This is a genomic window from Roseateles sp., assembly GCF_039929605.1.
Taxonomy (GTDB): Bacteria; Pseudomonadota; Gammaproteobacteria; order Burkholderiales; family Burkholderiaceae_C; genus Pelomonas.
This window is the reverse complement of record NZ_JBDSQX010000083.1, coordinates 1-25,576: the sequence shown is the minus strand read 5'-3', so window position 1 is coordinate 25,576 and position 25,576 is coordinate 1. Positions and strand designations below refer to the sequence as shown.

The 25,576-nt window shown below is 65.5% G+C and carries 25 protein-coding genes; 14 read left to right on the top strand and 11 right to left on the bottom strand.

The window, feature by feature from the left end; all coding sequences use genetic code 11:
• Positions 1-337: 337 nt before the first annotated feature.
• The 6 genes from ABIS05_RS11470 (at position 338) to ABIS05_RS11445 (ending at position 4,044) form a co-directional block, all read left to right on the top strand.
• Positions 338-892 (top strand): phasin family protein, encoded by a 555-nt coding sequence (locus tag ABIS05_RS11470; RefSeq protein ID WP_348011101.1) that lies wholly within the window; start codon positions 338-340, stop codon positions 890-892.
• Between the two features lie 171 nt (positions 893-1,063).
• The gene (locus ABIS05_RS11465) at positions 1,064-1,309 is read left to right on the top strand and encodes a LiaI-LiaF-like domain-containing protein (protein WP_348011100.1); all 246 of its coding nucleotides are present in this window, start codon (positions 1,064-1,066) and stop codon (positions 1,307-1,309) included.
• A gap of 11 nt (positions 1,310-1,320) precedes the next feature.
• Positions 1,321-1,791, top strand: a complete 471-nt coding sequence (locus ABIS05_RS11460) for a LiaF domain-containing protein (protein WP_348011104.1) — start codon at positions 1,321-1,323, stop codon at positions 1,789-1,791.
• 275 nt (positions 1,792-2,066) lie between these two features.
• A complete protein-coding gene (locus tag ABIS05_RS11455) occupies positions 2,067-2,255 on the top strand; it encodes a LytTR family DNA-binding domain-containing protein (protein ID WP_348011103.1) in 189 nt (62 codons plus the stop codon).
• A 47-nt stretch (positions 2,256-2,302) separates the two neighbouring features.
• Positions 2,303-3,223 carry a YihY/virulence factor BrkB family protein gene (locus ABIS05_RS11450; RefSeq protein WP_348011099.1) on the top strand — a complete coding sequence of 307 codons (921 nt, stop codon included), beginning with the start codon at positions 2,303-2,305 and terminating at the stop codon, positions 3,221-3,223.
• Entirely contained in the window at positions 3,220-4,044 is an 825-nt protein-coding gene (locus ABIS05_RS11445; RefSeq protein ID WP_348011098.1) for a lysophospholipase, read from the top strand. The genes ABIS05_RS11450 and ABIS05_RS11445 overlap by 4 nt, the downstream gene beginning before the upstream one ends.
• On the opposite strand, the gene ABIS05_RS11440 is transcribed toward ABIS05_RS11445, so the two are convergent.
• The 4 genes from ABIS05_RS11440 to ABIS05_RS11425 are packed head-to-tail and all read right to left on the bottom strand — an operon-like array spanning position 4,022 to position 7,149.
• Positions 4,022-4,654, bottom strand: coding sequence for an LON peptidase substrate-binding domain-containing protein (locus ABIS05_RS11440; protein WP_348011097.1), 633 nt, complete (start codon positions 4,652-4,654; stop codon positions 4,022-4,024). The two genes, ABIS05_RS11445 and ABIS05_RS11440, sit on opposite strands and share 23 nt — an antisense overlap.
• 6 nt (positions 4,655-4,660) lie before the next feature.
• Entirely contained in the window at positions 4,661-5,599 is a 939-nt protein-coding gene (locus tag ABIS05_RS11435; protein ID WP_348063259.1) for a patatin-like phospholipase family protein, read from the bottom strand.
• Positions 5,600-5,658: 59 nt separating this feature from the next.
• Positions 5,659-6,708 carry a DUF5694 domain-containing protein gene (locus tag ABIS05_RS11430; RefSeq protein ID WP_348011095.1) on the bottom strand — a complete coding sequence of 350 codons (1,050 nt, stop codon included), beginning with the start codon at positions 6,706-6,708 and terminating at the stop codon, positions 5,659-5,661.
• Between the two features lie 15 nt (positions 6,709-6,723).
• Complete coding sequence (locus ABIS05_RS11425) at positions 6,724-7,149, bottom strand: Lrp/AsnC family transcriptional regulator (protein ID WP_348011094.1); 426 nt, start codon at positions 7,147-7,149, stop codon at positions 6,724-6,726.
• A gap of 123 nt (positions 7,150-7,272) precedes the next feature.
• Here ABIS05_RS11425 and ABIS05_RS11420 point away from each other — a divergent pair, with 123 nt between their 5' ends.
• Together ABIS05_RS11420 and ABIS05_RS11415 are read left to right on the top strand one after the other, a co-directional pair.
• Positions 7,273-8,337: an ornithine cyclodeaminase gene (locus ABIS05_RS11420; RefSeq protein WP_348011093.1), complete on the top strand. Its 1,065-nt coding sequence runs from the start codon at positions 7,273-7,275 to the stop codon at positions 8,335-8,337.
• 63 nt (positions 8,338-8,400) lie between these two features.
• Positions 8,401-9,858, top strand: a complete 1,458-nt coding sequence (locus tag ABIS05_RS11415; RefSeq protein WP_348011092.1) for an IS5 family transposase — start codon at positions 8,401-8,403, stop codon at positions 9,856-9,858.
• Positions 9,859-10,134: 276 nt separating this feature from the next.
• Here ABIS05_RS11415 and ABIS05_RS11410 read toward each other — a convergent pair whose 3' ends face one another.
• The 6 genes from ABIS05_RS11410 to ABIS05_RS11385 form a co-directional block, all read right to left on the bottom strand.
• Positions 10,135-12,165 (bottom strand): cellulase family glycosylhydrolase, encoded by a 2,031-nt coding sequence (locus ABIS05_RS11410; protein ID WP_348011091.1) that lies wholly within the window; start codon positions 12,163-12,165, stop codon positions 10,135-10,137.
• A 75-nt stretch (positions 12,166-12,240) separates the two neighbouring features.
• Positions 12,241-13,842: a hypothetical protein gene (locus ABIS05_RS11405; RefSeq protein WP_348011090.1), complete on the bottom strand. Its 1,602-nt coding sequence runs from the start codon at positions 13,840-13,842 to the stop codon at positions 12,241-12,243.
• Positions 13,839-14,387, bottom strand: a complete 549-nt coding sequence (locus ABIS05_RS11400; protein ID WP_348011089.1) for a toxin-activating lysine-acyltransferase — start codon at positions 14,385-14,387, stop codon at positions 13,839-13,841. Before ABIS05_RS11400 ends, ABIS05_RS11405 begins: the two co-directional genes overlap by 4 nt.
• 39 nt (positions 14,388-14,426) lie before the next feature.
• Complete coding sequence (locus ABIS05_RS11395; RefSeq protein WP_348011088.1) at positions 14,427-15,332, bottom strand: hypothetical protein; 906 nt, start codon at positions 15,330-15,332, stop codon at positions 14,427-14,429.
• 53 nt (positions 15,333-15,385) lie between these two features.
• Positions 15,386-15,877, bottom strand: coding sequence for a hypothetical protein (locus ABIS05_RS11390; RefSeq protein WP_348011087.1), 492 nt, complete (start codon positions 15,875-15,877; stop codon positions 15,386-15,388).
• A gap of 132 nt (positions 15,878-16,009) precedes the next feature.
• On the bottom strand, positions 16,010-16,198 hold the full coding sequence (locus tag ABIS05_RS11385) for a hypothetical protein (RefSeq protein ID WP_348011086.1): 189 nt from the start codon (positions 16,196-16,198) through the stop codon (positions 16,010-16,012).
• A gap of 552 nt (positions 16,199-16,750) precedes the next feature.
• Here ABIS05_RS11385 and ABIS05_RS11380 point away from each other — a divergent pair.
• Positions 16,751-17,653 carry a DUF4399 domain-containing protein gene (locus ABIS05_RS11380; RefSeq protein ID WP_348011085.1) on the top strand — a complete coding sequence of 301 codons (903 nt, stop codon included), beginning with the start codon at positions 16,751-16,753 and terminating at the stop codon, positions 17,651-17,653.
• A 13-nt stretch (positions 17,654-17,666) separates the two neighbouring features.
• Here the strand turns inward: ABIS05_RS11380 and ABIS05_RS11375 are convergent, their stop codons facing one another.
• Complete coding sequence (locus tag ABIS05_RS11375; RefSeq protein WP_348011084.1) at positions 17,667-20,582, bottom strand: HD domain-containing phosphohydrolase; 2,916 nt, start codon at positions 20,580-20,582, stop codon at positions 17,667-17,669.
• Between the two features lie 247 nt (positions 20,583-20,829).
• Here ABIS05_RS11375 and ABIS05_RS11370 point away from each other — a divergent pair, with 247 nt between their 5' ends.
• The 5 genes from ABIS05_RS11370 to ABIS05_RS11350 all read left to right on the top strand — a co-directional run.
• Positions 20,830-21,393 (top strand): outer membrane beta-barrel protein, encoded by a 564-nt coding sequence (locus ABIS05_RS11370; protein ID WP_348011083.1) that lies wholly within the window; start codon positions 20,830-20,832, stop codon positions 21,391-21,393.
• A 61-nt stretch (positions 21,394-21,454) separates the two neighbouring features.
• Positions 21,455-22,378, top strand: coding sequence for a DNA-binding protein YbiB (gene ybiB / locus ABIS05_RS11365; RefSeq protein ID WP_348011082.1), 924 nt, complete (start codon positions 21,455-21,457; stop codon positions 22,376-22,378).
• Positions 22,379-22,496: 118 nt separating this feature from the next.
• A complete protein-coding gene (locus tag ABIS05_RS11360; protein WP_348011102.1) occupies positions 22,497-23,264 on the top strand; it encodes a sulfite exporter TauE/SafE family protein in 768 nt (255 codons plus the stop codon).
• A 202-nt stretch (positions 23,265-23,466) separates the two neighbouring features.
• The gene (locus ABIS05_RS11355) at positions 23,467-25,188 is read left to right on the top strand and encodes a nitrite/sulfite reductase (RefSeq protein WP_348011081.1); all 1,722 of its coding nucleotides are present in this window, start codon (positions 23,467-23,469) and stop codon (positions 25,186-25,188) included.
• The coding region (locus tag ABIS05_RS11350) for a DUF934 domain-containing protein (RefSeq protein ID WP_348011080.1) at positions 25,185-25,576 on the top strand (392 nt) is incomplete at its 3' end. The genes ABIS05_RS11355 and ABIS05_RS11350, both read left to right, overlap by 4 nt.

The window sequence follows — 25,576 nt, the reverse complement described above, 5'->3', positions numbered from 1 at the left end:
GCAACGCGGAGTGGCCGCTGGCTACGGGCCTTCCCTCCGGGTTATGGCCAGAAGGGGCGCAGGCTGTGTTGCAAATCCTCGCCGGGCGCGTGCTCGGCTTGCGGTTTGCGTCGTGCCTGCGCCCCTTCTGGCTACAACGCGACCCATTGCCGTAGTGCCAACAAGCCCTAGCAACGTTACCGTCTGCGCTTTGTCACACGCTGTCACCCCTAGTTTGCTGCACCGCAGCAAATAGTTCTTGCAATCTGCGAGATGACCTCTATCATTCAGTCCATGTTGCAGTGCAGCAAAAGAAGCACAGCAAACGGTTCCACCACTTGAATAACGGAGTAACACCATGCTGACCGCTGAACAAATCATCGCCGCCCACAAAGCCAACATCGAAACCCTGTTCGGCCTGACGAACAAGGCGTTCGAAGGCGTCGAGAAGCTCGTCGAGCTGAACCTGCAAGTCGCCCGCACCGCGCTGAGCGAAGCTGCCGACACGACCACCGCTGCGCTGTCGGTCAAGGACGCGCAAGAGCTGCTGGCCCTGCAAGCAGCCCTGCTGCAGCCCACCGCCGAGAAGGCCGCTTCCTACAGCCGTCATATCTACGACATCGCCTCCAGCACCGGCGCTGAAGTCGCCAAGGTTGCCGAGGGCCAACTGGCCGAAGCGCAGCAGAAGTTCTCGACCCTCGTCGACACCGCCGCCAAGAACGCGCCGGCCGGCACCGAGAACGCCGTCGCGCTGGTGAAGTCTGCCGTCGCCGCTGCCAGCAACGCTTTCGAGTCGGTCCAGAAGGCCACCAAGCAAGCCGTGGATGTGGCCGAAGCCAACTTCCAGGCCGCCACGACGCAAGCCGTCAAGGCCACGCAAACCGCGGCTCGCCCGGTCAAGCGCGCTGCCTAAGACCTGAGGCTCCTGCCTCCCGAAAGCCCGGTGTTTCGACACCGGGCTTTTTTCATTGGCGAAGCGCGATGTCGATTCGTCGGCGAAACCCGGCGATTCGCCGAAACGGCGCCGTGGCAGGCACCGAGCCAGGGTCTACTCGCAGCTCGTTTCCATAGACAGACCCCGCCCATGAAGCCGACCCGCGCCCGCCCCTGCCCGCCTCAGCATGCCGGCCACCGCATCCTGTTCGGCCTGGCCGTCGTCGGCATCGGCGTGCTGGCATTGCTGGACAACCTGCACTTCTTCGACATCTCGCTGATGCGCACCTTCTGGCCGCTGGGCCTGGTGCTGTGGGGCCTGGGCCGGCTGGCTGGCCGAGGCAGGCGGGCAGCGGCATGGTTGGCCTCATCGCCATCGGCGCAGGCCTGGTGCTGACGGCGTAGAACCTGGGCTACATGAATTTCCACTGGCGCGACTGGTGGCCCGTGCTCATCATCGTCGTCGGCCTGTCCATCCTCATGCGCGCCTTCTTCCCGCGTCGGGGCCTGGCCCTGCCGGGCGGCTCGCAGGCGCTCACGCTGGCCCATGGCGACGTGGTCGACCTCGACGCCAGCTTCAGCGGCATCAACCAGCGCGTTGGCTCGGCTGCCTTCAAGGGCGGACGCATCACCAGCACCTTCGGCGGCATCGAGCTCGACCTGACCCAGGCCGTCATCGCCGGCGACGAGGCGCGGCTGGACATCTCGGCCCGCTTCAGCGGCGTCGACCTGCGCGTGCCGCGCGACTGGCTGGTGGTGGTGGAGATCTCCTCGCTCTTCGGCGGCGTGGAAGACAAGACCGTGCCGCCCATGACCCCCGGCCCGCGCCTGGTGCTGCGCGGCGAAGTGATGTTCGCCGGCGTCGAGATCAAGAACTGACCCTGCCGGACGAAGCAGCTTGCACCCCCTGTTGACCCATTGGCGCGGGCTTGCGGTCTACCTGCTGGCCTGGGCGCTGGCCGGCCCGGCGCTGGCTGCGCTGCTGCAGGGGCTGGGCGTCGCGACCATGGGCCGAGCCCTGCCGTGGACCGTGCCGCTGTGCTGCATCTTTGCCTTCCTGGTGCTGGCCACCTACTACCCCTGCCGAAGCCGGCCCTTTGGTGCCGTGAGCTGGCCGGTCGCCCTCGGCTACCGCGCGGGCCTCATCGCCACGCATCTCCGAGCTGGAGGCCCAACTCGACCCCGCCCGCTTCGTGCGCGTGCACCGCTCCTTCACCATCAACCTGGCCTGGCTGCAAGGCCAGGAGAAGACCGATGGTGACAACTACGCGGCGCGCATGAAGAGCGGCAAGCGCATCCCCGTCAGCCGCAGTGGCTACGAGCGGCTGCGCACGGCGCTGTGAGTCACCGTCCTACAGCCTCGGCGGACGCCAGCCCGCAGACTTTAGGCATGACCTGGATCGACTCCTTTCTCTCCAAGGTGGCCCCGCTGGGCCGTGTACTGCAGCTGACCTTCGACGGCTTCCTCGCCGACCGCGGCCCGCGCATGGGCGCGGCCATCGCCTACTACACGCTGTTCTCGCTGGCACCGCTGCTGCTCATCGTCGTGTCCGTGGCTGGCCTCGTGTGGGGTGGCGAAGCGGTTCGCGGCGAGCTGGTGTCGCAGCTCGGCGGGCTGCTCGGCGACTCCGCCGCCGCCACCGTCGAGCAGATGCTCAAGAGCGTGGCCTGGCCCGTGGGCGGATGGCTCAACACCCTGGTGGGCCTGGGCCTGATGCTGGTGGGCGCCACGACCGTGTTCGCGGAACTGCAGGACGCGCTGGACACCATCTGGCGCGTGCCCGTACGGCCGCTGCAGGGTTGGTGGGCCTGGCTGCGCGCCCGGCTTCTGAGCTTCGGCCTCATCCTGGGCTTGAGCTTCCTGCTGCTGGTGTCGCTGCTGCTCGGCGCGGTGATGTCGGTGGCCGAGACATGGTGGAAGCCGTGGTTCGGCGAGTGGCTGTACTTCGCTGGAGTCGCCAATGCCGTCATCAGCCAGGGGCTGGTGGTGGCCGTGTTCGCGCTGATCTTCAAGTGGATGCCGCGCGCCCGCATCGCCTGGCGCGACGTATTGCTCGGCGCCCTTGTCACGGCAGGGTTGTTCGAACTGGGCCGCACGGTCATCGGCATCTATCTGCGCAGCACCGGCGTCGTGTCGGGATTCGGGGCGGCGGCCTCGGTGGTGGCGCTGCTGGTGTGGGTGTATTTCTCGGCGCAGATCCTGCTGATTGGCGCGGAGTTCACCTGGGCTTACGCGCGCGTGTTGGGTTCGCGCAGGGAGGAAGAGGAGGCTTCTAGACTCCCAACACCTCCGAAAACGGCAACGCGATGAGCATCACCACCGACGACGGCCTCCAGCTCCACACCCGGCATTGGCCCGCCACCGCCGCCCCGCGCGGCCAGCTTCTCATCGTCCACGGCCTGGGCGAGCACATCGAGCGCTATGCCCACGTCGCGGCAGCCTTGAACGCCGCCGGCTGGGACGTGCACGGCTGGGACCACCGCGGCCACGGCCTCAGCGAGGGCCCGCGCGGCGACATCCCCGACGCCGAGGCTCTGCTGCGCGACACGGCCCGCGTGATCGACACCGTGCGCCGCCCCGGCGGGCGTTTCGTGCTGCTGGGCCACAGCCTGGGCGGCGTCATCGCGGCGCGCTTCGCGGCGGAGGCCTTGTCTAACCACCCCGCCGCGTGGAGCCGGCCGCTGGACGGCCTCGTGCTGTCCTCACCCGCGTTGGACCCCGGCCTTGGCGGCGCGCAGAAGCTGGCACTGGCCGTGGCCGAGAAACTGACGCCGGGCCTGGCCGTCGGCAACGGCCTCAAGCCCGCGTGGATAAGCCGCGACCCGGCCGTCGTGCAGGCCTATGCCGCCGACCCGCTGGTGCACGACCGCATCACCGCGCGCATGACGCGCTTCATCATCGACGCCGGCGCACGCGTCATTGCCGACGCACCGCGCTGGGCGGTGAAGACGCTGTTGATGTGGGCCGGTGCGGACCGCTGCGTGGCGCCGCGCGGCAGCGAGGCCTTCGCTGCCGCAGCGCCGGCTCACGTCGTCGCGACGCGGCCGTGGCTGGAGCTGTATCACGAGATCTTCAACGAGCCGGAACAGGCCGAGGTGCTGAACGTGCTCACAGAGTGGCTGAACCGCTGAGCGCATCCAGCCGGTCCACGGCCAGCTCCAGCCGCAGCAGCGGGTTGTCCAAGGCCATCAGCCGCTGACGGTCGCCAGCCGGCATGGGCAGCAGTTCGGCCCAGCGGTTGGCCAGCCAGCCGGCATCGTCCCAGGCATGGGGCGGCTGCACGGGCAATTGCTCAGGGCCCGCACGCTCGCGCCAGTTGGCCAGCAGGTCCTGCAGCTGCCGCGCCGCGTGGCGCAGGTCTTCCGGCACCGGCGTGGCGATGTCGGCCGGCAGCAGCTCGGGCCGGCCGACCCACAGCCCGTGGCTCAGGCAGCGCGAGTCCAGCAGCCTGAAACGCTGCGTGCCACGCGTGCGGATGCGGATGAGGCCGGGCTGCTCATGCTCGAAATGCTCGATGCGCGCCAGCGTGCCGACCTCATGGAAGGCCTCGCGCCGAAAGCCTTCGCCGTCACGCTGCCTGACCTCCTCGCCTTCGGTCAGCGCAACGACACCGAAGGCCTGGCCCTGCGCATGGCAGCGCTGCACCATGTCGAGGTAACGCGGCTCGAAGAGCTGCAGCGGCAGATGGCCGCCGGGGAAAAGCACCGAGCGCAGCGGGAAGAGCGGGATCTCGGTGTCCAAGCGCGGCTACCTGGTCTTTTCGGCAATGCGCTGCCGAATCAGCGGCAGAACGGCGAGGGCCGCGTCGCGGCCGGCCTGGATGGCACGGCGCCGGGCGGTGAAGTCGCCGCTGGCCATGCCGTCCAGGCGCGGGCGCACCAGCACGTCGGCGTCGCGCAGCTCGAAGCTGTTGATGCTGCGGCCCATGATGGAGAAGGTCTGCATCAGCATGCGGAAGGCGTCGCCCGGCGGGTCCTTCTCGGGCGGTGAGGTGATGTCCACCGCAATGATGAGCTGGGCGCCCATCTCGCGCGCAAAGCGCACCGGCACGGGCGACACGAGCCCGCCGTCCACGTACTCGCGCTGGCCGATCTTGACCGGCTGGAACACGGCCGGCACGGCGCTGGACGCGCGCACGGCGGTGCCGGTGTCGCCGCTGCGGAACAGGATGGGCGAGCCGTCGGACAGGTCGGTCGCGACGATGCCCAGCGGCACCACCATCTGCTCGATGCCCTTGCCGCCGGTTTTGTCGCGGATGAAGCGCGCCAGCGCCTCGCCGCGGATCAGGCCGCGCAGCGGGAAGGACCAGTCGGTGATGGCGCCCTCGTCCATGCCCTCGGCCAGCGCCTGCATCTCCTTGCCGTTCTTGCCGGAGGCGTAGATGGCCGCGATCAGGCTGCCAGCCGATGTGCCGGCGACGAGGTCGACCTTGATGCCGTTTTCCTCCAGCACCTGGATGACGCCGATGTGCGCAAAGCCACGGGCCGCGCCGCCACCCAGGGCGAGGCCCAGGCGCGGCGGCTTCGGAGCCGGCTTGACGACGGGCGGCAGCACGGGCTCGCCCGGCGTGGTGACTGGCGGCTGCACGGGCGGCGCGCTGGGGCTGAATGCGCAGCCGGCCAGCGCCAGCAACACGGCCGCCGGGCACAGGGAGAACAAGTGAGAAACGGTGCGATGCAAAAACATGGCGCGCATCATGCCTGCTGCGCCAGTTGCGGTCGCGGTGGCAGTCGCGGCCGCCGCGCTCAGGGCCGCAGCAGCGCGTCGACGGGGTCGACCTGCCAGTCGGTCATCACGCCCAGCAGGCGCTCGTAGTCGCGCTTGTGGCTGGCGCCGACGAGGGCCAACACGCGCGCACCGGGCCGTGTGCCCACGGCGGCCCGGATGGCGGCCACCATGCGCAGGTTGCGCGTCTCCCACCACGCGAGGTATTGGCGGCCGTGGTACGGCGGCACGACATCACGCGCGGCGGCGCCGTGGTCGGCGTCGGCAAAGGCGCGCAGCGTGGCAGCGGCATTAGTCCAGCGGTAGTGGGCCAGCAGGCTGGCGCCGTCGCGGATCGCGCCCAGTTCCCGCTGCTGCTCGGCCGCCACGCGCTTGGCCTGCGGGTTGGCCCAGATGCGGCCCATGGCCTCTTCCAGGCCTGGGCCAGCCGTGGCCTGGATGCTGTCGGCGGTGTGGTCGTCCACCGCGTAGACGCGCTCGTGGCCCAGGCGGGCCGCCAGCCGCGCGGCGATGGCGTAGTTCTCGTTGGGGTGGTCCGCCCGCTTCGCGAGGGCCGCAGCCAGCGCGGCATCGACGCCGTCGCCCTCGCGGCGCTCGTCTGCCGGCAGGCGCAACCACTGCACGACGGCCGAAGCGCTCTCGCCAGCCGCCGCGAACAAGCCCGCCAGGCGGCGCCGGTCCGCTGCGGTGGGCGTGGCCGGCCAGTCGGCCAGGCGCTGCTGCAGCGCCGTCAGAGCGGCGACGGCATCTAGCCCCGTCGAGCGAGCGGCTACGTCCAGCGATGGGCAGTAGTTGCCTGCAGCGCCGGCGTAGAGCGCCGCCAGCCGGCGCAGCTGATCGCACTGCTCGCCCGGGACGGCTTCGATGACGATCAGCTCGGGCCGGCTCGCGGCCAGGCGGTCCAGCAGCGGCGCGAGCCAGGCCGGGTCCGGCGGCGTGGCCAGGTCGGCGAGGTGCGGCGTGCCCAGCACGACGATGCGGGTCGGCGGGCCGGCAAAGGCGCGCGGCGCGGCGCTGGCGGTGGTCGCCAGCAGCGCAAGACCGAGGGCGGCGATCAGGCGACGTTTCATTGCGGTTCCTTAGCTTCAGCTGAGCTTGTAGCTCTGCAAGTGGATGGACGTTTCGGTGCCGGCAATGCCCTTGATGAGGCGCACCCGCTCCAACACGTCGGCCAGTTCCTGCAGGCTGGAGCTGCTGATCTCGGCCAGCAGGTCCCAGCGGCCATTGGTGTCGAACAGGCCGGTGATGCCCGGCTCGCCCAGCAGCATGGCGACGACCTCGCGCGTGCGGTTGCCCTCGACGGTGATGCTCATCCAGGCGGTGATCTGGTCGGGCACGGCGTCGGGGCGCAGGCGCACCGTGTAGCCGGTGATGACGCCGCCGTCCTCTAGCCGGGCAATGCGGTTGGTGACCGTGCCGCGCGACACCTTGAGCTTGGCCGCCAACGTGGCGACGCTGGCGCGGGCATCGGTGCGCAACAGGGCGAGGAGTTGCTGGTCCAGGGCATCCATCTTGTGCATTCCGTCAATCGATGCTGCCATTTTGCCAAATGAGCTTGCATTACTGCGCAGGAGTTGCGCTTCTGTTTGGCGCACCGCCTGGGAAGAATGGCTTCAACCCTTTCGGAGACCCGCATGACCACCCTTCTCACCACCCAGGATGTCGCCCGCCTCGTGCAGCGCGTCGGACTTCCAGATTTACTGCGCCGTCTCGTCGCCTACATCGAGGCCGACTATCTGCGCTGGGCCGAGTTCGACAAGACGCCGCGCGTCGCCGCCCATTCCGCCGACGGCGTCATCGAGCTGATGCCCATTGCCGACGCCAGCCTCTACAGCTTCAAGTACGTCAACGGTCACCCCAAAAACCACCGCGTCGGCCTGCCGACCGTGATGGCCTTTGGCGTGCTCGCCGACGTGGCCACCGGCGCACCGGCGTTGTTGTCCGAGCTGACGCTGACCACCGCCATGCGCACGGCCGCCACGTCGGTGATGGTCGCCAAGCGCCTGGCCCGCCCCGACAGCCGCGTGATGGCGTTGATCGGCAACGGTTGCCAGAGCGAGTTCCAGGCGCTGGCCTTCCACCACCTGCTCGGCATCCGCGAACTGCGCCTCTACGACATCGACCCCGCCGCCACCGCCAAGCTCGTTCGCCATCTGCACGGCACACCGGGCCTGACGCTGACCGTCTGCGCGTCCACCGCCGAGGCCGTGCGCGGGGCGGACATCGTCACCACCGTCACCGCCGACAAGACCAACGCGACCATCATCACGCCGGACATGATCGAGCCCGGCATGCACATCAACGGCGTCGGCGGCGACTGCCCCGGCAAGACCGAGCTGCACCGTGGCGTGCTGGAGATGGCGCGGGTGATCTGCGAGTTCGAGCCGCAGTCGCGCATCGAAGGCGACATGCAGCAGATGCCGGCCGACTTCCCCGTCACCGAGTTCTGGCGCGTGCTGGCCGGTGACGCGCCGGGCCGCGAATCGGCCAGCCAGGTCACCGTGTTCGACTCGGTGGGCTTCGCGCTGGAGGACTTCTCGGCGCTGCGGCTGCTGCGCGACGTCAGCGCCCAGCTCGGCCTCGGCTCGGTGATCGACCTCATTCCGCAGATGGCCGACCCCAAGGACTTGTTCGGCAAGCTACATCGTCGGCCCTGCAAAACCCTCGCAACCCGCATGAACACTGGCTTTGCGGGGTGATTCCCGATGGCGATTTCCCTCGAATTCAAATCCAATCGAGATTGATTTCTGAGGGACTCCGGGATGGAGACGACGGATTTTTTTCGCTGCCGCATCGACGCGATGATCGACCTGCAGCACCCGCTGGCGGTGCTCGCGACCCGGCTGCCCTGGGGCGTGATCGAGGCGTCGCTGGCACCGAAGTTCGAACGCAAGGATCGGCCCGGTCAGATGATCGAGGGACTGGACCTGCTGGGCCCGACGACCGCGCTGGTAGGCGCAGGCCGCAGCAACGCCGGCCGCCCTCGGCTCCCTATCCGCCTCATGGCCAGCCTGCTCTACCTCAAGCACAGCTTCAACCTCAGCGACGAGGACGTTTGCGAGCGCTGGAGCGAGAGCCCACTGTGGCAGTTCTTCAGCGGCCGGGACTACTACGAGCACCGCCTGCCGTGCGACGCCACGCAGGTCGGGCGATTCCGCCACGACATCGGCGAAGACGGCATGGAGCAGTTGCTCAAGGCCACCATCGACACGGCCGTGACCGCCGGCGCGGTCAAGCCCGAGGCGCTGGAGCGCGTGACGGTGGACACCACCGTGCAAGAGAAGGCCATCGCGCATCCGGTGGACAGCCGGCTGCTGGAGATCGCCCGCCACAAGGTCGTCAGCGCCGCCAAGCGTTGCGGCATCGGCTTGAAGCAGACCTTCGCCAAGGAGGGCAAGGAGCTGCGTCGCAAGGCCGGCGGTTACGCCCATGCCAAGCAGTTCCGCCGGCTCAAGCGCACGGTCAAGCGCCAGCGCACGATCCTGGGCATCGTGATGCGCGAGGTGCAACGCAAGCTCGATGCACCGGACTTTGCCGCCACCAACGCCAAGGTGCTGAACGACTTGAGGATGTGGCTCGAACGGGCTGAGAGGGTGCGTACGCAGAAGACCCACGACAAGAACAAGCTCTACGCGCTACACGCGCCCGAGGTCGAGTGCATCGGCAAAGGCAAGGCGCGCAAGCCCTACGAATTCGGCGTCAAGGCCGCCGTGGTCATCTCGCACCAGACCGGATTGATGGTGGGCGCACGCAGCTTCCCCGGCAACCCGTACGACGGCCACATCCTCAGCGCCGTGCTCGAGCAGGCCACCAACCTGCTGCAGGACGTGGCGGTGAAGATCAAGGTCGTGGTGGCGGACCTGGGCTTCAGGGGTGTGGACGCCGACAACGCAGGCAAGGAGATCATCCATCGCGGCAAGTTCAAGAGCCTGAACCCGCAGCAGAAGGCCTGGCTGCGTCGGCGCCAGGCCGTGGAGCCGGCCATCGGCCACTTGAAGTCGGATCACCGCATGGACCGGTGCTGGCTCAAGGGCGCGCTGGGCGACGCGCTGCACACCATCAGCTGCGCAGCGGGCTACAACCTGCGCTGGCTGCTGCGCGCCATCGCCAAGCTGGGCATCGCGCCGGCTTTTTTATGCCTGCTTCAAATGGCGCTGCTGCCGGCGACGGTGATGCGAGCGGTGCAACCAGGCAGAAGGCGCGCGCAGTTCGCCACTTGAAGCACGTCCGAACCCGGTGTCGGGCATCAACTCGGCTGCTAGCCAATGGTGGACACGGGGTCGTCAATGACGGGAAATGGATTTTGCAGGGCCGACTACATCTGAGCGGCCAGCGACAGGCGGCCTGAGCTTCACGGGTGCTGCTGAAGGCGCGATGCGCAAAAAGCCGCAGCTTGAACTCTTTAACTGGCAGGTAGTGACCCGGCACTGATCAATGCAGCGGCGACACCGCTACGCGACCAAAGCCAAGGTTCCGCTAGCGGCGATATGGGCGCATCACACACGAAGCCACGATGGAGGGATCGTGTCCTTCGACGACAAGGAGCCGAACTGGGCTGTATTCGGCCCCCCGCGCTCGTTGGCAAACCAACCCTTCGGTGCAATAACGATCTTGTCAGCCGCCTTGCCGAGCCATGCGGCCCACCATGCGAAGGTGCTGTTGCTGATCACGAAATGGGTGCAATGGCTCATCACCGTCAGTGCCACCGCCGCCATGGTCGGCCCCGGGTCGTAATCGATGAAAGTGTGTGGGTAGTCGATCTGCAGGGTCTCCATACACCAGCCGAGATCGTCGGAAAAGACGAAAAAGTGCGCATCAGGTACCCGCTCCACCATCTGAGCAATGGCCTGTCGGTAGTAGCCCAGGCCAACGAAGCCCATAAACGACCCTTCACGGCGAAGATAGTCACCCAACCTTACGTGCAGGCAAACGGAGTTTGGTCTCTGAAGTACTTTTAGGTTGGGAATGCCTGGAGGAAGCGGATCCTTCAGCGAGAAATCCTCCCGAAGGAATTCGCAGACATCTTGAAAATATTGCTCCGATTGCCAAAAACCGTCCCAGACGACTATGGGGGCGTCCTGGGCTTCCAACACGCTCGGAACATAGCCAGGCAAAGACTCATTAATGGCATGTACCTGTGAGCGCCGAGCAGAATAGTTTTCCATCTCGTCGGCCGTCACCAACGGAATGCACGTACTGAAATGATCCAACCCAAAGTGCCGCAAATTGTCAATTCTAGCCGGATTCAATACAACCTTTTGTCCTCCGGATCGACTCAACTGGCGTGCAAGCGCGTACTGGAACATCTGATTCCCGAGGCCGCCACTTAAATTTACGATCCTTAGCTGCTCATTTGAACCCATCGTTTTGACGAACTGAGCGGGCCGCGTAGATTGGCCTATTCCTGCACCTCGGCGCAACGCAGCCAACACCATCCCTTCGCGCACGATGCGATATCGGCGATCCAACAATACGCCGTTATCCCAATAGAACGCCGCGATCCCATGTTTGCGCGCCTCACTAGCAACTGCTTCGGTGTAGTATGCCAGCGAAGAAATGTGCCTTTCAATGTCAACAGGCATATCAGCATTTTCGTCGTAGGTACGGTTGCGCGCCGAATACTCTCCAAGTATGAGTGGCACACCTAGCGCACGTGCCTTATCTGCGATGCGGCAAAATAACTCGCTGAGTTCCTCTTCTTCACCCCATGCGGCATTTCGTGAGCTATCCCAGTGACTGTGATTGGCTCGCCCCCAGTAGTGAAAACAACGCATCCACCCTGTATCCGCCGGCAGTCCAGTAAAGTTCCATGGGGTGTAATAGTGAAATTCTAGCGCCAGGCGATTTTTAACGCTGTCGGTTGGCAGATGATCAAACCACTGCACTGTCTTGGCAATGTCAGTAGTTGGGCCTGCCAGCACCAACGTACGAAAGGCGTTCCGGCCACCGGTAGATCGCACTGCGTCTATAAAAGCTTGGTGATATCGCATCAGCACGGCCATTTGCTCGGCTGACTCCACCTTCGGCTCGTTCATCCCTGCAAATAGCAAGCGTTGGTCAAAGTCGCGCAAAGCCGTCGCGATCTGTTGCCAGAAGGCTCTCAGGCGAGCAATGACCTCCGGAGCCGAAGCCTCATCAACATGATCTTCAATCCAGCCGCCATCCCAATGGATATTGACGACTACAAACAAATCGTTGTCAATGCAATATCCAATCACCTCGGCCACGCGCTCCAGCCATTCAGGCTGGATGCGCGCCGTGTCTACGGTTGCATATTCGTTCCATGAGACCGGCAAACGCACGGCGTTAAAGCCTTGATCCTTGACAAAACGGATGAACGCCGGCGTAATCTTTGGATTACCCCATGCTGTTTCTGGCTTTTCACCGATGGACTCAAGGGCATCGCCGATATTCATGCCAAGTCGGATCGCACCAACGATTTCGGCGGCGCTACGCCCCATGCCATCGTATAGAGGCGGCACGGGATGCAAGTTGTATTCTGGATAAGCCACGGACGTGTTTTTCATCGTACCAACTACGACTCGCTATTTAAGTGCTTCCCTGCCGTTGATGTTCGCACAGGAGGAACGGCCTATCGCGACTCAAGCCACGGATTGAAGGCTTAACGCATGCACCTGCTCGATACCGCTAGTGCCCGGTATATCGGGAGCCAAATCGGCCAGCGTGCGGCGGGCGGAGCCGACTGCTTCTGCCATTAGTGTTTGCACCGCCGCTGGTTGGAAATCCTCTTCCAACATCTGCGCCACTACTCCGATTCGGAACCAACTGTCGCGCTCGAACTGAGGCATCACATCGTTCTTGCGCTCTGCCTGTCTCGCCAAGTAAGTATCAAAGGCATCTGCCGCGCCGTCGCCTAATGGGTACTTAACAGCTCGCCTCACCGCGAGAGCCGCATCGACAAATTGGCTACGCATTCGCTCATCTGCCACCAATGGCGCAATCGAACGATCCATTGCCTCGGCTCCGCCATGCGGGGCAGCAGCTGCCAGTATTCGGTTCAAGTCAGGGAACTTCGGATCGACAGGCATTGGGCGCCATGCTTCGGTCGGATCGCGAGGCGCAAGAACCTGCCGACCACCAGCTATCCAGAGGCGCTGCATTGCCTGCAGCCAAGCCATCAACAAGTCAGGCGAACATGCCTGCGCAAGGTCCTCGGTCAAGCCGGCCATTTTGGCCATCTCGATGCTCTGGCGCTCGGTATACGTCGTCCAATACAAATGACTCAGCTCATCGAGCTGCGCAACCGGCACGCCGCGCAGACCCGGCAAATATTTATCCATCTGCTGACGCAACAAAGATAGCGTTTGCAAGGGTCGCTGGCTTTCACTCCAGGGATCTTGCACTGAGTCGCTGGGGCGTCGATAAGTTGGCAGTGCATGTGACATCCCGTAGTCTATAAACTGCCCCGCCAACGAAATGTTCGAGCAGCTCACTGAGCCATGTGGCAAGCGCTTAGCAAAACTCGCGGCGAACTGCCATGCCAGTCGGCGAGTGAGCTCTCGAAAGCCCTGGTCAATCTTGCCCAAATCGTCGTCAGCATCCGCACCAAGGCAATCTTCGAGGCCACTTATTAAGTACTGCAGCGCTTGCGAAACCCGATAGGTATCTCGGGTCAATCCCGGTGCGAGAGCGCCCTGAGGCCGGCGCTGCTGCTGGTTAAACATATTCCGCATGAAGTGCGCCGGGCGCAGCACAAATGGCCTGACCGTGATCGCCCGCGCCTTAGGCGAAAGCCGCGTTCCCTTCGAACGCTGCGTCAACAACACTGCCAAGGTTGGCACGGCGCCAAACGGAAGTGCTGCTTGGAACACCTGGGCAAACACGGCTTCGGCCAAGGCACTCAGCACAGTCTGCTCACCCGATGAATGGTGAGCATCGGCATCATGGCCCACCAACGGTGTAGGCCCCACACCCTTGGTTTGCAATTCTCCATGGGCTGCGCAGCGTCCGCTTCCACCGGCAGCACCAACACCCGTGCCGCCATAGTGATCCACCCATTCCACCCGCGTGTCGTCTGCATAAGCATTCGGCGCATCACCGGCAACCGGGCCGCAGAACACCCGCTCTGCGTTAAAACCCTGAGCCTGGGCGTGATCGTCCTGCCACAGCAGTTCTGGCCGGGCCAAGCGGCGCGTGGTAACAGGCGTGAAGCTTGCCTCGGGCAACATGATGGGGCGCGTCATGCGGTCACCTCGTGCGGGCGGCGGCCAGCCGCCATGAACGACGTGCGGTCATTGCGGCTGATGCGCTTGCACAACCGGTGATTGTTCTTCTGGCGGTAGTAGGTGAGGTGCTCGTGGTCCTTGAACACCACGTCGCGCAAATCCTCCATCACCTGGCGAAGCATGCCGGGCAACACCGCAAAGTCCAACACCCAAGGGCTGGTGCCGTCGCTGAACTCCCATTCGGCCAGCGGGCGCGGTTTGCCGCCGATGTAGCGGCGCTCCACATCGGGCGTGAGGGTGGCCCAGATCACAAAGCCCACGCATTCGTGCGCGGCGTTCACGTAAACCCGTATCTGACCAAACTCCTGGGCGGTACGGACCAGCCCAGCAAGCCCGGCCAAAGGCACATGCTGGTGGCTGGGTAGCGTGGCGGCAAATTGAAAAACCAGTCCCAGCGCCAAGGCCCGTTCGCGCTGGAGTTCGGAAGTAGCTGGCGGCTTCAACTCACCAGGCAAAGGACGAATGGAGGAAATCACCGGGTTTCTCGCTGCGATGTCATTCAAGGTTCACGCTGCGGTATAAGGCAACAGCGTAAGCCCTTCCTATGGAGGGCCGAAGCCGAAGAATTTATAATTTCTTGATGCGACTGCTTCAGCAATCTGCGCCTGATAGTGACCTATTTTTTCTTTGTATGCTGCGGTCATGCCTATCTCGGCCTCCTTTTCCCAAGAGCCCGGGCACTGCCCGGTATCAGCACACCTACTTGCGTAAGAAAATCCAGTTGGCGTGCAGTCCATTCCAATATCGCACGCGGATTTCATCCAGGCAATACTGAAGAGTATTGCCTCTTCCGAGCCGTTGGCAATGCCTGCAGCCTGGAGCGTCTTCGGAAGTAGAAGGCCCTGGATAGCAGAAAAGGTGACCCAGTCTCGTCGAGCGACCACGTCGCCGAACTGCTCTGCTGACGGGGCTCCAGTACTTATTCCCGCAACATAAAGTCCATTGTTCGTGGCGCGAACCTTTTGCGCCAAGCGTGCACTTAATCCAGAATTGGCCGCGCGATCATTATCAAAGAATCCGCGGCATCGCTTTATCACCATCCTGATGGCGCGAGCTTGTTCGCCATTCGAATCAATTTCAGATGTTGTAATTTTTCGCTCATACTCGTCTCGAGAAGAGCGCAACATCGCGCAACCGCGCGCTGCCAACCAACCATCGTATACCACTCTCGCATTACTTGAATTCACTGCTGCGTTGGCGTATTCGTAAAGATCTTCTGTTGAATCGAATGATCGTAACGTCTCGTTTTCTATAACCTGGGTTGCAGCCCTCTGTTCTAATAGCGGTTGAGATGAGTTTGGCTTGTTTGGTCCTGAGGTCGCCGACGAGGACGACACAATGTGGGCTCTAGGCGCCGCATGGATGGTTGGCGGGGCCTCATCAGGCCAGTATGCAGCAACACCGAGGATCACGACGCCTACAACAGCAGCAATGCTGACGACGACCAAGTGCTTTGTGTTAAGGAGACGAGGCATATTCGTTGCACAGCCATGGAATAGGCTTAAGTATAGGAGTACCGCTCAATCGCTTGATTCATTACAACCGACTGTTGCTTATAGTATTCAACCATCATCCAATCTGCCGAAGTAAGATAATCTTGCCGCTCCCACAACTCTTGATTCCCAAGCGCGCTGGTCGTCTTGGGTTTGATGGCCGTGTTCGGAACTGCGGGAACGACAGACTCAAATCTAACCTTAATCGTAGAGCGTGGATCAAGGACCTTGAATTTCGCAATCTGCCCATCATGATAAACGACATATAGATAGTCATTCTCAATGGCCTTTGCAATGGCAACGAATCCAACGTAATGAATGTAGGTTGCTATTAATGCGGAAGCGGCCTCATACTCATTCGTTGCATCTTGCGCCAGCGTGCTAAACCGGAATGCAGGAGCTGCAGACGCCGAAATTGGCAATGCGTAGTCTTTCGCGTCGGCGGATGCCGCAGAAAGCGTCAAAGCTATTGCAATTGGGGCACTAGAAAGGATTCTCATATTATCTCTTTGACATTTATCATGGATGGGATGGGAGGCTTTTGTCCCGGTATTTGTGCGGTGGTCGCGCGGGTATTTTGTTAACGGTCATTTTTGATTGAACGTTTGAAAGTGGTGCGGGCTTCCCGGTCGTCACGCCTTCTGCCCACAAGCGCCGGTGATGCGGTACAGCGGTTCCCTCATGGACCAGCAATTCAGCGACGACGCTGCTTTGTGAGGCGACGACGTTGAAAGACCGCCCGCTGGCAGCGGTACACGACGCACCGTGACCTTGCGCGTCACCTCGTCCAAACGGGCGAAGGCAATCAGCGCGGCATCCATGGCAAACGCGGCACCGGTGACAACGCTGAAGCCCAACGTACGGGCGATGCAGAACCACCCAGCCATTGCGACTGGCGCGTGGGCCGCACTTCGGCGCGGAACAGTGGCGCCTCGGCGCCGCCGGGGCTGCGGTACTGGCCGTGGACGGCACAGCGTTTGGCGGTTTAACCATTGAAATGCCTTTCGTGTTCTTCGTTGTGCCCGGCCGCTCCTCTTAGCCCTGGCGTACTGCAGTACCTATCCGATGGTCGCCCGCATAAATTGCGGTATTACCAGTTTATCGATTCCGGTCAGAATTTGTGGAGAATTTGTGCGGTAATTTCTACGCGGCTGACCGCAGGCTTTGGTAGCTAGGCTCGCAGCCGCTGCGGCTTCAGGCAGTTGTTTGCGGGCAGCGTTGCCACCCGGCTGACCGGGCTCCGCGAAACAGCGTCGTCTCTCAGCGCCCTACAAAAACACACGGCAGATGGCCTCAGCATCACCACTTTTCACGACGGCCACCGTCACGGCCCGCGTCCAGAATCGGCTTCGAACATCGATGTGAGGTTCCATATGGGGTCTGCCGTAAAACATGGCGTCTGGCTGTTTTTGAGCATGGGCCTGGCGCCCACGCTGGCCGCGGCCGACCCGCTGCCCGCCGACCCGCAGGAGCGCCAGTGCTGGCTGGCCCACACGGCCCAGCGCGCCGCCGTGGACCTGCGCGAGCCTATCTCCGTGCACTTCGGCAACCTCAAGAGCGGCTACCGCGTGCGCACGCCGTTTTGGGTCGAATTCGGCGTGCGCGGCATGGGTGTCATCCCGGCCGGCAATGCCACCGACAAGGCCGGCCACCACCACATCCTCGTCGACACGCCGCTGCCGCGCGACCACACCGCGCCCATCCCCTTCTCGGCCACGCACAAGCATTTCGGCAAGGGCCAAACCGGCACCGCGCTAGACCTGCCGCCAGGCCGGCACACGCTGCGACTGCTGTTCGCCGATCACGCCCACAAGCCCTACTTCGTCTTCAGCAACGAGATCGCCATCGAGGTCACGGGCAAGCGCAGCGACCCCGCGCCCAGGGTCATCTCGGGCAATGCCGAGAGCTGCGAGGCCTGGTATCAGGACGAGCGCGCCGCGCCGCGCGCGTCGGTCGAGCGCGCGGTCTACGTGAAGAACCTGCGCGACGACGAGACCGTGTCCAGCCCCTTCACCGTGTCGCTGGGCGTGCTCGGCGCCGGTCTGGGTGTGGCGCCGGCTGGCACCAGCATCCCGGACACCGGCCACTTCCGGCTGAGCTTCAATCACAAGGGCAACACGGTGCAGCGCCAGGCCTTGAGCGACGGCCGCACCGAGGCCATCGTCGACCTGCCGCTGGGCGACTACGAGGTCGCCGTCACCCTGAACGATGGCGCCGGCAACGTGCTGCTGAAGGGCGCGCCGTTGAAGCTCAGCGTCAACCGCCATGACCGGTAGCGACGGCAGTTGATCAGGACAGGTAGACCGTCACGTCCGCCACGTCGACCAGCTCGGCCGGCATGAAGCGCCGCGCATAGGCCATGCACGCACCCGAGCGCAGGAACAGCTCGAAAAGCTCGGCGTCCAGGTGCTGCTCGCGCACCATGCGGGCCAGGATGGCCAGCGCCTCGGAGAGCGGCTTGCCGGGCTTGTAGGGCCGGTCGTCCGCCGTCAGCGCCTCGAAGACGTCGGCGATGGCCATCATGCGGGCCTGCGGGCTCATCTGCTCACGCGTGAGGCCGCGCGGATAGCCCTTGCCGTCCATGCGCTCGTGATGCCCGCCGGCTATCTCGGGCACCGCGCGCAGATGCCTGGGGAAGGGCAGCTCGTGCAGCATCTTCAGGGTCTGCACGATGTGGTCGTTGATCTTGCTGCGCTCCTCGTCCGTCAGCGTGCCGCGCGACACGGCCAGGTTGTGCAGCTCGCCACGGTGGTAGAGGTGCTCGGGCTGGCTCATGCGGAAGCCCCAGCGGTTGCCCTCGGCCAGCATCTCGGCCGGCGGGCGCGCCAGCACATGCTCGGGCCGGTCGGCCAGCAAGGCCTCGGGCGCGGGCAGCGGCGGCCTGGGGCGCGGCAGGCGCCGGGCCTCGTCGGCCGACAGGCCCAGGCTGTCGTCCAGCGTGCGCGACCAGCGCCGCGCGCCGATCTCGCGCAGCCTGGCGAGCCGCTCGGGGCCGAGGTACTCGCCGCCCAGGTTGCAGGCCGCCACGAAGGCGAAGTCGGCGTCCAGCGCGGCCTGGGCTGGGGCCGCCTCAGCGCGCGCCTGGGCCGTGTCGTCGGCGCCGAGCCGGGCCTCCAGCCGCTCGATCAACGCGTCGCGCTTGAGCACCTCGAAGCGCGTGCGGATCTCGTGAACGCGGTTGTAGATCGTCTCCAGCTTGGTGGCCTTGTCGACGACGTATTCCGGCGTCGTGACCTTGCCGCAGTCGTGCAGCCAGGCGGCGATGTGCAGGGCCTCCCACTCGTCGGCGCTCATCGTGAAGCCGGCATACGGCCCCTCGGTCGCGTCGCAGGCGGCCTGGGCCAGCATCTTGCTCAGCGCCGGCACGCGCTGGCAGTGGCCGCCGGTGTAGGGGCTCTTGGCGTCGATGGCACCCGCGACAAGCTGGATGAAGCTCTCCAGCAGCTCCTTGCGCGCACGCAGCAGCAGCTGGTTGTCGATGGCCAGGGCCGCCGTGCCCGACAGCGCGCGCACGAAGGCCACGCGGGCTTCGGCCAGCGGCTCGGCCGGGCCCTGAGCGGGCATCGCAAAGCTGAGCGTCAACGTGCCGATGGTCTCGTCCTGGCGGTTCTTCAGCGGCATGGCGAGCAGCCGCAGCCGCGACGCGCTCAGCCGTGCAAACAGCGGCTCGTAAGCCTTGAGATGACCCGGGTTGTCCCAGCTCAGGTCCACCTCGACCGGCCCATCGGCACGCAGGGCTTGCACCGGCGCGCTCATGCTGTCGGTCGCGTTGACGTCCCAGGTCAGGCCGGCACGTTGGGCTGTCTCGCCATGCAGCCGCGAGGCCGCCGGCTGCAGCTGGCCGCCGTCGCCGGACAGCAGATGCACGGCACCGCCGTTGGCCTCGGCCACGGCGATGGTCTCGCTCAGGATGCGGTCCATCAGGGTGTCGAAATCGCGCTCGGCGCTGAGGGCGGCGCTGATGTCGAGAAAGCGGCGCAGCGAATGCTTCATGGCCGTCATTGCCACGGCCAGGCGGTCAACCTCGCGGATCAGGCTGCGCTTGGGGTCGGGGCCGTCGAACTCGAAATGGCGTATGGCCTCGGCCTGGCGGGCCAGCTCGCGCAGCGGCCTGGAGACGCGGTCGGCCAGCAGATGTACCAGCGGCAGCAGCAGCAGCATCAGGCCCAGCGAGATGTAGAGGCCGTGACGCCGGCTCTCAATCTGGAAGGCCTGCAGCTCGTCGCGCGGGGCGGCCATCAGCAGCGTCTGCGAGGCGCCGGCCAGCGGCAGCGCATGGGCCACCCATTCGCGGCCGGCTATGGTCTGCACCGGCGCCAGCCCGCCGCTGGCATCGCGCCGCGCCCACAGCGCACGCATCAGCGGCGTGGCGGCCTCGCCGACCTGGCGCAGGTTCTTGCCGCCGGTGGCCTGTGCCGAGCGATCGCGGTGGGCCTCGGCCAGCAGCTCGCCGCCGGCGGTGGCGATCAGCAGCTCGGCCGAGCGGCTGATCTGCGGCTTCGTCAGCATGTCGCTCAAGGCCCGCAGGCTGACGTCCGCGCCGATGACCACCGCACCGCGCGCTTCGGCCAGCGTCACACCGGGCTCGCCGGTCGTGAAGAAGAGATAGGGCTCGGACTGCACGGCCCGGCCATCGCCGGCGCGCCGGGCCAGCTCGTACCAGGGCCGCGTGCGGGGGTCGAAGACATAGTCGGGCCGCACCAGGTGCTGCATCTCGCGCAGCCCGGCATCCAGGAAGCGGTAGCTGCCGCGCGCCTCTCCGGCGTCACGGTCCACGCTCTGCAGCCCGTAGGCCGCGTCGGCCGGCGCACCCATGCGGCTGCGCGCGGCGGCGTCATCCAGGCGGCGCAGCAGCACGAAGGAGCCGCTCGCCGTACCGGCATAGACGGCCGACACCGAGGCATTGCCACGCAGCGCCGCCACCAGCTGGGGCACGGCCGCCAGCCGCTGGGCTTCGGTGGTGGCGCTGCCCAGCGCGCCCGAGGCCAGCAAGGACACGCTGACCCGCGCCGGCCGCAGCTCCGTTTCCACGGTGGCGGCCGCTTCCCGCCCGATGCGCTTGGCCGCCGCGCTGGCCTGCTGCAGCATCAGCGCATCGCTGCGCGAACGCTCGTGCAGCAGCAGCACGCCATAGACCAGCGCCACCAGGCCGATCATCAAAGCGCTGAGGGTGACGTACAGCGTCTTGGGCTTGAGATGAGGCATGAAACCAGTATCAGCGTTGTCTGTGCGGGTCAGTGTGAACTGGCGGCTATGCATCAGGAAACCGACAGCCTGCGTGAGTTCGACGAAGGTGAATCGTCACGGTGACCGAATCCCCGATTTGTCGCGCACCTGCGACAGGCAGCGCCTGAACTGCCACGCGGCCTCATTAGCATGCGCCCCGCCGAGAGGCACACGGGCCTGGCACTCGGTTGGCCCGTCGACGAGAAGACAAGAGGGAGTTCTCAAAATGAAAAAGCAAGCAATCGTCCTGGCCGCGCTGATCGGCGCGGCATCCGCCCACGCTCAAGCCCAGGCCACCGAGCCGGTCTACATCACCGTCGCGGGCGGCGCCACCAAGTTGAACCTTGACTGCAGCGGCACCACCTCGTGCGACGCCAGCGACACCGGCCTGAAGCTGGTGGGCGGCTACCAGTTCGGCAACGGCCTGAGCCTGGAACTCGGCTACCTCAGCTTCGGCAAGTTCCGCGCGACCGATGGCGCGCTGGGCATCACGGTCAAGCCCACTGCCTTCGTGCTGGGCGGTGCCTTTGCGATGCCGCTGGGCGCCGACTGGGGCTTCAACTTCCGCCTCGGCCTGGCCCAGGTGAAGACCAAGGTCAGCGCCGTCTCCGGCTCGCTGAGCGCCGCCGAGAACGAAAGCAAGGCCAAGACCTACGTGGGCGCCGGCATCACCTACGCCATCAGCAAGACGGTCAAGCTGGAGTTCGGCGCCGACGCGACCGAAGCCCAGTTCGCCGGTGAAAAGGGCACCCTGCGCATGTTCTCGCTGGGCGCGACATTCGCGTTCTGATCGGCCCCGCGCTGACCTGGGGCCGCCGCGTGCGGCCCTTGTCGTTCCTACACTCGCGGGCATGAACTACGCCCCGTTGATCAAGGAAGTGGGCCGCGGCGCCCGCGGTGCCCGTGACCTGAGCCGCCCGCAGGCCGAAGAACTGTTCGGCGAGATGCTGGACGGCACCGTGCCTGACATGGAGCTGGGCGCCCTGCTCATCGCCATGCGCATCAAGGGCGAGAGCGCCGACGAGGTGGCCGGCTTCCTGGCAGCCATGCAGGCGCGCACGGCCTCGCTCAACGCCCCCGACGGCCCGCGCACCGTGCTGCTGCCCAGCTTCAACGGCGCGCGCAAGCAGGCCAACCTGATGCCGCTGGTGGCGCAGTTGCTGGCACGCGAGGGCGTGCCGGTGCTGATCTTCGGCCGACACGACTTCGACGCCCGCCACAGCCCCTTCGAGCTACTGGACGTGCTGGGCCTGTCCGCCAGCGCGACGCTGACCGAGGCCGAAGACCGCCTGGCAAACGACCGCCTGGCCGTTCTGCCTTTGCAAATGCTGAACCCTGGCTTGAACAACCTGATGGCCTTGCGCCCGCGCCTGGGCCTGCGCAACAGCTCGCACAGCCTGGCCAAGCTGCTGGACCCCTTCCCCGCCGGCCGCGGCGTGCGCGTCATCGCCGTGACGCACCCGGAATACCTGGACAGCATGTCCGAGGCCCTGCCTGCGCTGACGGGAGGCGGCGGGCGGGCGCTGCTGATGCGCGCCAGCGAGGGCGAGGCCTACGCCCACCTGCGCCGCAAGGCCCACCTGATCGGCTTCCAGGACGGCGCCACCGCACCGTTGCACCAGGCCGACACGACCGACCTGGACTGGCCGCTGTCCCCCGCCTGCGAGCCGCAGGACAACGCAAGGCTGGTCCGCGCCATGCTGGACGGCACCGAAGCGGTGCCGCCGCGCATCGCCGAACAGGTCGCCGTGCTGAAGCTCCTCGCCACAAACTGAGGTTGCTTATTCAGCTTGGGCATATGGGCCCAAGAATTAAGTAGTTCTGCGGCACTGCAACATTCCCTAGAGTCGCGCCCTCAGGTGACTTGCACGTCGCCGCTGGAGTGTTTGGGTGCTGGACTGGATTGCGATTGCGAGTGGGCTGGGGGTCGGCATCATCGTCGGCATCACCGGCGTGGGCGGCGGCTCGCTGATGACGCCGCTGCTGCTTTCCGTCTTCAAGCTGAACCCGGCCGTGGCCATCGGCACCGACCTCTGGTTTGCCGGCCTGACCAAGATGAGCGGCTCCATCGCCCACGCCCGCCACGGCCATGTGAACTGGCCTATCGTGCGCCGCCTGCTGGCCGGCTCCATCCCGGCCTCCATCGCCACCATCGCGCTGATGCACCAGACCGGCGTCACCAAGGGCTGGGCCTCGGCGCTGACCTTCTCGCTGGGCATCGCGCTGCTGCTGACGGCCGTCGTCGTCGCCTTCAAGAAGAGTTGGCAGGCGCTGGGCCTGCGGCTGGAGCGCTGGATTCCCGAGCACCGCAAGCCGGCGTTGACCGTGCTGAGCGGCCTCATCCTTGGCGTGCTGGTGTCGCTGTCTTCCATCGGCGCTGGTGCCATCGGCGCGACGCTGATCCTGCTCATCTACCCCCACATGAAGGCGCGCGACATCGTCGGCACCGACATCGCCCACGCCGTGCCGCTGACAATCGTGGCCGGCATCGGCCACGCCAGCCTCGGCAACGTGAACTGGACGCTGCTCGTGCCCCTGCTCATCGGCTCCCTGCCCGGCATCTGGCTGGGCGCCCAATTGACCCGCCGCCTGCCTGACGGCGTCGTGCGCAGCCTGCTCTGCGTCTCGCTCGTCACGGCCGGCTGGAAAGTGATTCACTGAAAATGAAGGGGAGCCCCTCGCCCAGCCTTGCCCTGCTGTACGCGGGCAAGCCTAGTCGGTCCCCCGAGGGGACGGCGATGCTTGCGGCGTCGAGCCGCAAGCACATCGCCCAAGCGGGCCGGCTTGGGAGCGGCCCGGCGCTCGGCCCGAAATACTTCTTTCATGCGTCGCGGGTGCCGCGAACGCGGAATGGATAACTGATATGTACCAATACACCGACTTCGACCGCCGTTTCGTCCGCCAGCGCGCGGCCCAGTTCCGCGACCAGCTGGAACGCAACCTGGCGGGCACGCTGGGCGACGATGAGTTCCGCGCGCTGCGCCTGCAGAACGGCTGGTACATCCAGCGCCATGCGCCGATGCTGCGTGTGGCCGTGCCCTACGGCGAGCTGTCGTCGCGGCAACTGCGCCAGCTCGCCAAGATCGCCCGCGAGTACGACCGCCAGCCCGACGGCCCCTTCGCCGGCCAGGGCGGCTACGGCCACTTCACGACGCGCCAGAACCTGCAATACAACTGGATCCCGCTGGTGGACAGCGCCACGGTGATGGAGCTGCTGGCCGAGGTCGACATGCACGGCATCCAGACCAGCGGCAACTGCATCCGCAACATCACCAGCGACGCCTTCGTCGGCATCGCGCCTGATGAAGTCATCGACGCCCGCCCCTACGCCGAAGTGCTGCGCCAATGGAGCACGCTGCACCCCGAGTTCGCCCATCTGCCGCGCAAGTTCAAGATCGCCATTACCGGCGCTACCGAAGACCGCGCAGCCATCGGCTGGCATGACATTGGCCTGCAGCTGAAGAAGAACGAGGCCGGCGAGATCGGCTTCCAGGTGTTTGTGGGCGGCGGCATGGGCCGCACACCCATTGTCGGCGTGGAGATCAACAGCTTCGTGCCGTGGCAGCAGATCCTCGTCTACATCGAGGCCATCGTGCGCGTCTACAACCTCGCCGGCCGCCGCGACAACCTCTACAAGGCGCGCATCAAGATCCTCGTCAAGGCCGAAGGCCAGAAGTTCTTCGACGCGGTCAACGAGGAGTTCCAGCGCATCCTGAACGGCGACCCCGCCGGCCGCGAGCAGATCATTCCGCAGGCCGAGTTGGACCGCGTGGCCGCCTGCTTCGTCGACCCGTTGGGCGTGAAGGCCGAGCCGGCCGTGCAACTGGACATCAGCGACCCGGCCTTCGCACGCTGGCTCTCGCGCAATGTGCACGGCCACCGCCTGAGCGGCTACCGCGCCGTCACGCTGAGCCTCAAGCGCATCGGCATCGCCCCCGGCGATACCAGCGCCGACGTGATGGACACCGCCGCCGCGCTGGCCGAGCAGTTCAGCCACGGCGAGCTGCGCGTCACGCACCGCCAGAACCTCGTGCTGCCCTGGGTCCGCGAGGCCGACCTGCCCGCGCTCTTCCAGGCCGCCCGCGCCGCCGGCTTTGCCACGCCCAACGCCGGCCTGCTGACCGACCAGATCGCCTGCCCCGGCGGCGATTTCTGCGCGCTGGCCAATGCCCGCTCGCTGCCGCTGGCCGCCGAGATCGCCGAGCGCTACCAAGACCTCGACGAACTCGAAGACCTCGGCGAGATCGACCTGCACATCAGCGGCTGCATCAACTCCTGCGGCCACCACCACAGTGGCCACATCGGCATCCTCGGCGTCGACAAGGATGGCACCGAGTGGTACCAACTGACGCTGGGCGGCGGCGACGGCACCCAGCTCGCCGGCGGCACCGTGGCCGGCAAGGTCATCGGCCCCAGCTTCGCGGCCGACGAGATCGCCGACGCCATCGACGCCGTCATCGAAACCTTCACGCGCGAGCGTCAATCGGGCGAGCACTTCATCGACGCGGTGAAGCGCCTGGGGCTTGATCCGTTCAAGACCGCGGCCAACGCCGTGCGCGTTTCGACCGCAAAGGCACCGGCATGAAATTCATCAACGCCAACACCTGCACGTGGAAGCACGCCATCGGCGAAGACGGCCCCAAGCCCGATCCCGATCCGGCGCCCAACCGCCTGCTGACGCTGGAGCAATGGCATGCCGTCAAGGGCCACTGGCCGGCCGACATGAAGGTCGCCATCGAGTTCCCGAACGACGCGGACGTCACCGAGCTGGCAGCCGACCTGCACCGCATCTCGCTCGTCGTGCTGGAGTTCCCGAAGTGGACCGACGGCCGCGCCTACAGCCAGGCCCACCTGCTGCGCATCCGCCACCAGTTCAAAGGCGCCATCCGTGCGCGCGGCGAAGTGCTGGTCGACATGATGCAGTTGCTGGCCCGCACCGGCTTCGACGAGGTCGTCATGCGCGGCGACCAGTC

What these genes read in the sequence shown, in the direction of transcription:
- ABIS05_RS11380 (WP_348011085.1), top strand. Translation starts at nt 16,751, where the DNA reads ATGGGGTCTGCCGTAAAACATGGCGTCTGGCTGTTTTTGAGCATGGGC.
- ABIS05_RS11390 (WP_348011087.1), bottom strand. Translation starts at nt 15,877, where the DNA reads ATGAGAATCCTTTCTAGTGCCCCAATTGCAATAGCTTTGACGCTTTCT.
- ABIS05_RS11420 (WP_348011093.1), top strand. Translation starts at nt 7,273, where the DNA reads ATGACCACCCTTCTCACCACCCAGGATGTCGCCCGCCTCGTGCAGCGC.
- ABIS05_RS11430 (WP_348011095.1), bottom strand. Translation starts at nt 6,708, where the DNA reads ATGAAACGTCGCCTGATCGCCGCCCTCGGTCTTGCGCTGCTGGCGACC.
- ABIS05_RS11385 (WP_348011086.1), bottom strand. Translation starts at nt 16,198, where the DNA reads ATGGATGCCGCGCTGATTGCCTTCGCCCGTTTGGACGAGGTGACGCGC.
- ABIS05_RS11465 (WP_348011100.1), top strand. Translation starts at nt 1,064, where the DNA reads ATGAAGCCGACCCGCGCCCGCCCCTGCCCGCCTCAGCATGCCGGCCAC.
- ABIS05_RS11410 (WP_348011091.1), bottom strand. Translation starts at nt 12,165, where the DNA reads ATGAAAAACACGTCCGTGGCTTATCCAGAATACAACTTGCATCCCGTG.
- ABIS05_RS11370 (WP_348011083.1), top strand. Translation starts at nt 20,830, where the DNA reads ATGAAAAAGCAAGCAATCGTCCTGGCCGCGCTGATCGGCGCGGCATCC.
- ABIS05_RS11405 (WP_348011090.1), bottom strand. Translation starts at nt 13,842, where the DNA reads ATGACGCGCCCCATCATGTTGCCCGAGGCAAGCTTCACGCCTGTTACC.
- ABIS05_RS11445 (WP_348011098.1), top strand. Translation starts at nt 3,220, where the DNA reads ATGAGCATCACCACCGACGACGGCCTCCAGCTCCACACCCGGCATTGG.
- ybiB (WP_348011082.1), top strand. Translation starts at nt 21,455, where the DNA reads ATGAACTACGCCCCGTTGATCAAGGAAGTGGGCCGCGGCGCCCGCGGT.
- ABIS05_RS11355 (WP_348011081.1), top strand. Translation starts at nt 23,467, where the DNA reads ATGTACCAATACACCGACTTCGACCGCCGTTTCGTCCGCCAGCGCGCG.
- ABIS05_RS11470 (WP_348011101.1), top strand. Translation starts at nt 338, where the DNA reads ATGCTGACCGCTGAACAAATCATCGCCGCCCACAAAGCCAACATCGAA.
- ABIS05_RS11375 (WP_348011084.1), bottom strand. Translation starts at nt 20,582, where the DNA reads ATGCCTCATCTCAAGCCCAAGACGCTGTACGTCACCCTCAGCGCTTTG.
- ABIS05_RS11435 (WP_348063259.1), bottom strand. Translation starts at nt 5,599, where the DNA reads ATGTTTTTGCATCGCACCGTTTCTCACTTGTTCTCCCTGTGCCCGGCG.
- ABIS05_RS11450 (WP_348011099.1), top strand. Translation starts at nt 2,303, where the DNA reads ATGACCTGGATCGACTCCTTTCTCTCCAAGGTGGCCCCGCTGGGCCGT.
- ABIS05_RS11425 (WP_348011094.1), bottom strand. Translation starts at nt 7,149, where the DNA reads ATGGATGCCCTGGACCAGCAACTCCTCGCCCTGTTGCGCACCGATGCC.
- ABIS05_RS11415 (WP_348011092.1), top strand. Translation starts at nt 8,401, where the DNA reads ATGGAGACGACGGATTTTTTTCGCTGCCGCATCGACGCGATGATCGAC.